This is a genomic window from Nitrospiria bacterium (assembly GCA_036397255.1).
In the GTDB taxonomy this organism is placed as follows: domain Bacteria; phylum Nitrospirota; class Nitrospiria; order DASWJH01; family DASWJH01; genus DASWJH01.
Genome location: DASWJH010000065.1, coordinates 1 through 5,258, shown reverse-complemented (window position 1 = coordinate 5,258; position 5,258 = coordinate 1). Strand labels below are relative to the sequence as shown.

The window sequence follows — 5,258 nt, the reverse complement described above, 5'->3', positions numbered from 1 at the left end:
CAAATAAAAATCCCCGCAGCAAGACTGCGGGGTATTCAGAGGAAAAGCTAAATCCTCAAATCCCCCTTTATCCCCCTTTTCTAAAGGGGGAACCTAAGCGGTCACCCCGTAGCGAGCTACGGGGAATAGCAAGTTTAAATTCCGCTCACAGCGACCCTCACCTGAGGCGGCTGGGGCGTTTGCTGTGGAGGAGTAAAAGCCTAAAGTTAAGTGAGGTTTACCAGGAATACGGATATTTTTTTATGGAGGCCTTATCGATTCCTGCCACCATCCGAAAGCATATTAATGTGCTTCAGCATATGCTGGGTTATTTTTCCGACCGCCTCACTTCACTGGAACGTATGGAATTAGTGGAGGTGATAGAGGATTTTCGAAAGGGGTTCGTTCCGTTGGTGGTGCCCATAACGTTAATTGTGCATTATGTTCGAAAATATCAGATTGACTACCTCATGGAGCAGGTTTATTTGCAGCCCCACCCAAAAGAACTCATGCTCCGTAACCATGTGTGAGAGTTGAAATGCGGATTTGGGATATTCCTCCTATTAGCCTGTGCCGGCAGCACCTTTTAGGGGAGCACCGCGAGCTCCATGCCATTTGGTCGATTCTCATCAATGGTAAAAAGGGATATCGGAACCATCCGGAGACCCTCCGTTGGGTGGGAGCTTTAAACGGTCTTTATCAGAGGCAGCGGTTTCTGGTAAAGGAGTTTGAGCGCAGAGGTTACCGGCATCATTCCCCACTGGATAAAGAAAAAGCAGGGGGAAAAATTAAACCCCAATTTACGATTGATACCCCGGCCCGCCAAAAAAAACTTCTCCAAAAAAAGGGTGTACTTGTAAGGTTTAAATTCTGGAAGGACCTTTTCACCCGGAACGGTTTTCCCTTTTCCGGACTGATTCCTCTTTTCCTTTTTATCCTCAGGTTGAATTGACACTCCCTTAAAAGGTGTTATCTTGAAAAGAGAGGAATATCGGGCCAAAATTTTCAAATATTGTGCGGGGCAGCAATGATTTTTTCTTTTAAAATTTCTCAAAGCATTTTTCCTTTTATGGGGGTTTTGATTTTATTGGGTGGATGCAATCCGGAGATTAAAGAGTGGAAGGTCTTAAATAAAAAGGCAGAAGCGCTCATGGAGCAAAACAGGTTTTCAGAGGCTGAGGAAGTTGCAAAAAAGGCCTTGAATTTTGCACAGGGAAATTTTGGGGAGGACGACCCTCGGGTTTCCCAATCCCTTACTCAGTTGGCGTTGAGTTACCAATCTCAGAAGGAGTATGGTAAATCTGAACCTTTGCTTCAAAAAGCCTTGGAAATTTTGGAGGGGAAAAAAGGGTTGGAGAACCCTGCCTTGTTGGAGACTTTAAATCATCTTGCGGGGCTTTATAAAGAACAGGGACGTTATAAGCAGGCCGAGGCTGTTTTGGAAAAGGGCTTGGGAATTTTAGAGAATTCCAAACCTTCCAAGAAAGAAAAAATTGCCCTGGCCAAATTGGAGCTGGGTCTCCTTTATTATAATCAAAGCCAGTATGCCAAAGCAGAGCCCTTGTATCATGAAGCGCTGACGGTTTGGGAAAAAACAAAAGGATTGGAAAATGGCTCGGGGGTATTTATATTAATCAACATGGCTGAACTTTACAAAACGCAGGGACAGACGGGGAGGGCCGAAAGGCTTTATGAGCGGGCTCTCACCAATGCCGAGAAATCACTAAGCCCTGACCACATTATGCTGGCAAGCATTCTCGAAAATTTATCGGTTTTATACCATAAGCGGAAAGAAATAGAAAAAGCCAGTGAAGCAGCGGAACGGGCCAGGAAAATAAGGGAAAAACACCAAAAAAGAAGGGTTTGAACCCCCACCCAAACGTTTCCTCTTCTAAAGGGAGAGTCTCTTCTAAAATTTTAACCCCTGTGGAAGCCTGAAAAAACTTTTCACCCCGATTACTGGATCAGGCGAGATCTTTGAAAGCTTGAAAAAGATCATCTGATCCTGAAACCGGTGGCAGACACTTTTCTCCAACACATATGTAGGCCTGGGGAGTTGGGTTAGGCTTGTAACCGAACTGCTCGATGATCTTAGTATCCGTTTTAGAATCCAGGGGAAGAATTACTTTCCAGGGGGATTTAATTTGATGAGCCGATGAAACAAGCTCTTGCCATTTTGGGTCTTTTTTGTTACCGATGATGGTCATATGATGGGGCGGGTGGAGAAAGTAGCAGAGGGCAAGTGCAAAAGGGGCTGCATGATGTTTGTAATGCTCAAATTCGGTGGAGAGATAAGAAAGGGTTGCTTCCGCCCGGTGGAGGTATTTTTTATCCTTCGTAAAATGAAACAAACGGATCAATGCCATCGCCGCAATGGAATTCTCAGAAAAGGGTTTAATTCGAATGTGAACGGAATCTCCAATTTTTTGATGGTCAGGAAGATCCCAATAGCCCCCGCTTTTCTCATCCCACAAAAAATCATCCATCAAGGAAAACAGTTTTTCCGACCGGTTGAAATATTCACGATTGCCGGTGGTCTCAAACCCATCCAATAAGGCATGAATCATTTGGACTTGATCCGAAAGGTAACCCCCAAGAGATAATTTCCCATCGTCATAGTGAAACATTCCTTTTTGAGGGTCAAAAAAATGGTTCCAAAGTTGATTGATTAAATGTAATCCTTTTTCTTTGTATTCTGTTTTTTGAAAGGCCTGGTAAGTAAGAAGAAGGGAGGAAGCGGCTTGTGCATTATGGTCGGCAAAGATGGTTTGATCGATCTGAGGAGGCGGGGCCCACATCCGGTCTTCATCGGATAATTGATAATAATGGGTATCTGCGTTTTGGCTCCCGCATAACCACGGTTTTCCTTCCAGCGCCAACGTGGTAAACAGATAATCCAAAATCCCCTGGGCGGTTGAACGATAGGTTGCCTCCCCTGTTATTTGATAGGCCTTTAAATAAAGTGAAAGCATTCGGGTATTTAAGTCCAGGAGCTTTTCAAAGTGGGGTTTGTCCCAGTCTCCCCTGGTAGCGTACCGGAAAAAACCTCCATCTACATGGTCGTAAATCCCACCTCGCATATTTTCGAGGGTGAGTTGAATGATCTCCTTCCAGATCGGGTTACCGGGTTTTGAATTTAAAAAGAGGGCAAACTCTAAGGCCCAGGGCTGGGGAAATTTAGGGGGTCCCCCAAAACCACCGAATGTCCGATCAAAGGCTCTTTCTAAAGACTTTGCAACCGCTTGAACCATCTCTTCATTGGGATGTTGGTTTGGGGGCTCCGGTTTTTGCTGTGGGGTTTCAGAAGATGGTTTTGAACTTTTGATCCGTTCGAGATTAGACTCCAGCATATGAAGAAGCTGGGGAGTGGGGAGGTAAGTGGCCCCATCAATCATCTTTCCTCTGCCGTTTAAAATGGCTACTGTTGGCCAGCCACCCATATTGTAGCGGTTATTGATATCCGGGCGTTTGTCACTGTCTATGCGGATGGGGATAAAATCTGAGGTGATCCTGCGGGTGACCTCGGGTTTAGAAAAGCTCTCATAATCCATCACGTGGCACCAATGGCACCAGGAGGCCGAAATAGAAAGGAAAACGGGCTTATTGGTCTCTTTAGCTTCCTGAAAAGCCTCTTCTCCCCACTCTTTCCAATGGATTGATTCGGTATTTTTAATCAATTATCCTTGTTAAATCCTGTTAAAAAACGAAGACGAAAAGTTAGCCTAACATCAATGTAGTGAATAATTCAAGAAACCTGGTTTAGCTTTTAAAAGGTCACTATTGGAAAAAATTAAAGTTGAATCTTCATGGGAAGGGTTTTTGCTTTGATTGAAAATTTTTAAAGCGGGGGCTGAGCCATTGCCCATAGGTCTTACCGATTTGTTTTTATTGATATTTTAAAATAAGCCCTCTCCCCTTCAAAAATATGGGAAACCAGGTAGAATAAAATATAAAAAGAAGTTCAAATTAAAGGGGATTTTTGGGTGATAGTTCTTAAATTATTTTTCTCCATTCATCGTATGCTTTCCATTCCAACAAAATATTTTCCTCCCCATTCCTCTTATTTTAAAAACCTCTGTTTTTGAAAAGGTCCTATTTCAATAATGGCTAATTCTATTAAGACACCAGCTTGGGATTTTTCAATTTCCAACGAAAAAGAAACCGGTCGTTTTTTATTTTGGTTAGCCCGGTGTTATGCCCTGAGTTTACTAATTGTCTGCTCCTTGCTCCCTTTTTTTGGAACGGCTTACCTTTATCTGTTTCAGGATCAGGCCCTTTTCTTTAAGGATTTTCATTTCCATGAATTAGCCATTGCCTCTGCCATTATGGCCGGCGGGTTTGTCACCTTCGTAACCTGGAAAAGTTATCAATCCTCAGGGGAGCCCCTTCTTCGATGGATAACCCTAGGCCTTTTGGGTTTTACATTGGTTTATGCTCCACATGGATTTTTTACCCGATTCGCGGATTCTAATCTTTGGCTGTTTCTCCTTTATGGCCCGGTTTCACGTGTTTTCATGGCGGGTTGTTTTCTTTTGGCCATGTTGCGACACGGCAAACCCGTGGATCCTGTTAAAAGCCGTGTGCGGATAAATTATTGGGCAGGATGGGTTGCTGGTTTCCTCCTTCTTGATCTATTGATATTTGTTTTTTCCCAATATCCATTGGCCAAAAATTTAACCCTTCGGATATCGCTTGAAGGTGTGGGGGCAGGTTTAGGAATAAGCACCATTATGGTTATGGTCAAGCGGAAGATCCGATCCCCACTGATGACTATTTTTGCCATATCCATCGGATTTTTTGCCCAATCCTCAATGGCTTTCACCCTCGGTTCTCCCTGGAATCATTTATGGTGGTTTGCCCATGCTATTTTTGCAAGTGGTTTTCTGCTTTTGAGTTATGGTGTGGTCCAAGCATTTCGCACGACCCAATCGTTTGTCACCGTATACAGCCAAACGGAACTCATGGATCAGTTAAGAAAAGCAAACCAGACCTTGGAAAGACTTGCCTCTATCGACCCTTTAACGGGTGTCAACAATAGGCGTGAATTTATGGTTAAAACCAGAATCGAGCTTTCCCGAGCCAGGCGTTCAAAAACCAAGATTTCTATATTGTCATTGGATCTCGATCATTTTAAAGAAGGCTCATCGTGGAAGTGAGTGGGTAAATTTTGTCATTACCCGCCTGTCCGGCGGGCACTTGCAGGCAGGGGAAAGCGGAAATCCAGGCCCTTCCCGTCATTCCCGCGAAACCTGTCCTCGAATGACTTTATCGGGGAGCCG

The 5,258-nt window shown here is 44.1% G+C and carries 5 protein-coding genes; 4 read left to right on the top strand and 1 reads right to left on the bottom strand.

Annotated elements, in window-relative coordinates:
* From VGB26_08725 to VGB26_08715, 3 genes are all read left to right on the top strand, one after another.
* Positions 1-509 (top strand): YbgA family protein (locus VGB26_08725; protein ID HEX9757870.1); only part of this gene is annotated, 509 nt, incomplete at its 5' end.
* An 8-nt stretch (positions 510-517) separates the two neighbouring features.
* Positions 518-931 (top strand): pyrimidine dimer DNA glycosylase/endonuclease V, encoded by a 414-nt coding sequence (locus VGB26_08720; protein ID HEX9757869.1) that lies wholly within the window; start codon positions 518-520, stop codon positions 929-931.
* 75 nt (positions 932-1,006) lie between these two features.
* Complete coding sequence (locus VGB26_08715) at positions 1,007-1,846, top strand: tetratricopeptide repeat protein (protein HEX9757868.1); 840 nt, start codon at positions 1,007-1,009, stop codon at positions 1,844-1,846.
* 97 nt (positions 1,847-1,943) lie between these two features.
* On the opposite strand, the gene VGB26_08710 is transcribed toward VGB26_08715, so the two are convergent.
* Positions 1,944-3,656, bottom strand: a complete 1,713-nt coding sequence (locus VGB26_08710; protein HEX9757867.1) for a DUF255 domain-containing protein — start codon at positions 3,654-3,656, stop codon at positions 1,944-1,946.
* A gap of 426 nt (positions 3,657-4,082) precedes the next feature.
* Between VGB26_08710 and VGB26_08705 the strand changes: the two genes are divergently transcribed.
* Positions 4,083-5,135, top strand: coding sequence for a GGDEF domain-containing protein (locus VGB26_08705; protein ID HEX9757866.1), 1,053 nt, complete (start codon positions 4,083-4,085; stop codon positions 5,133-5,135).
* Positions 5,136-5,258 lie beyond the last annotated feature (123 nt).

Excerpts from the sequence above, each read along its gene's own strand:
- VGB26_08715 (HEX9757868.1), top strand. The coding sequence starts at position 1,007 with ATGATTTTTTCTTTTAAAATTTCTCAAAGCATTTTTCCTTTTATGGGG.
- VGB26_08720 (HEX9757869.1), top strand. The coding sequence starts at position 518 with ATGCGGATTTGGGATATTCCTCCTATTAGCCTGTGCCGGCAGCACCTT.
- VGB26_08705 (HEX9757866.1), top strand. The coding sequence starts at position 4,083 with ATGGCTAATTCTATTAAGACACCAGCTTGGGATTTTTCAATTTCCAAC.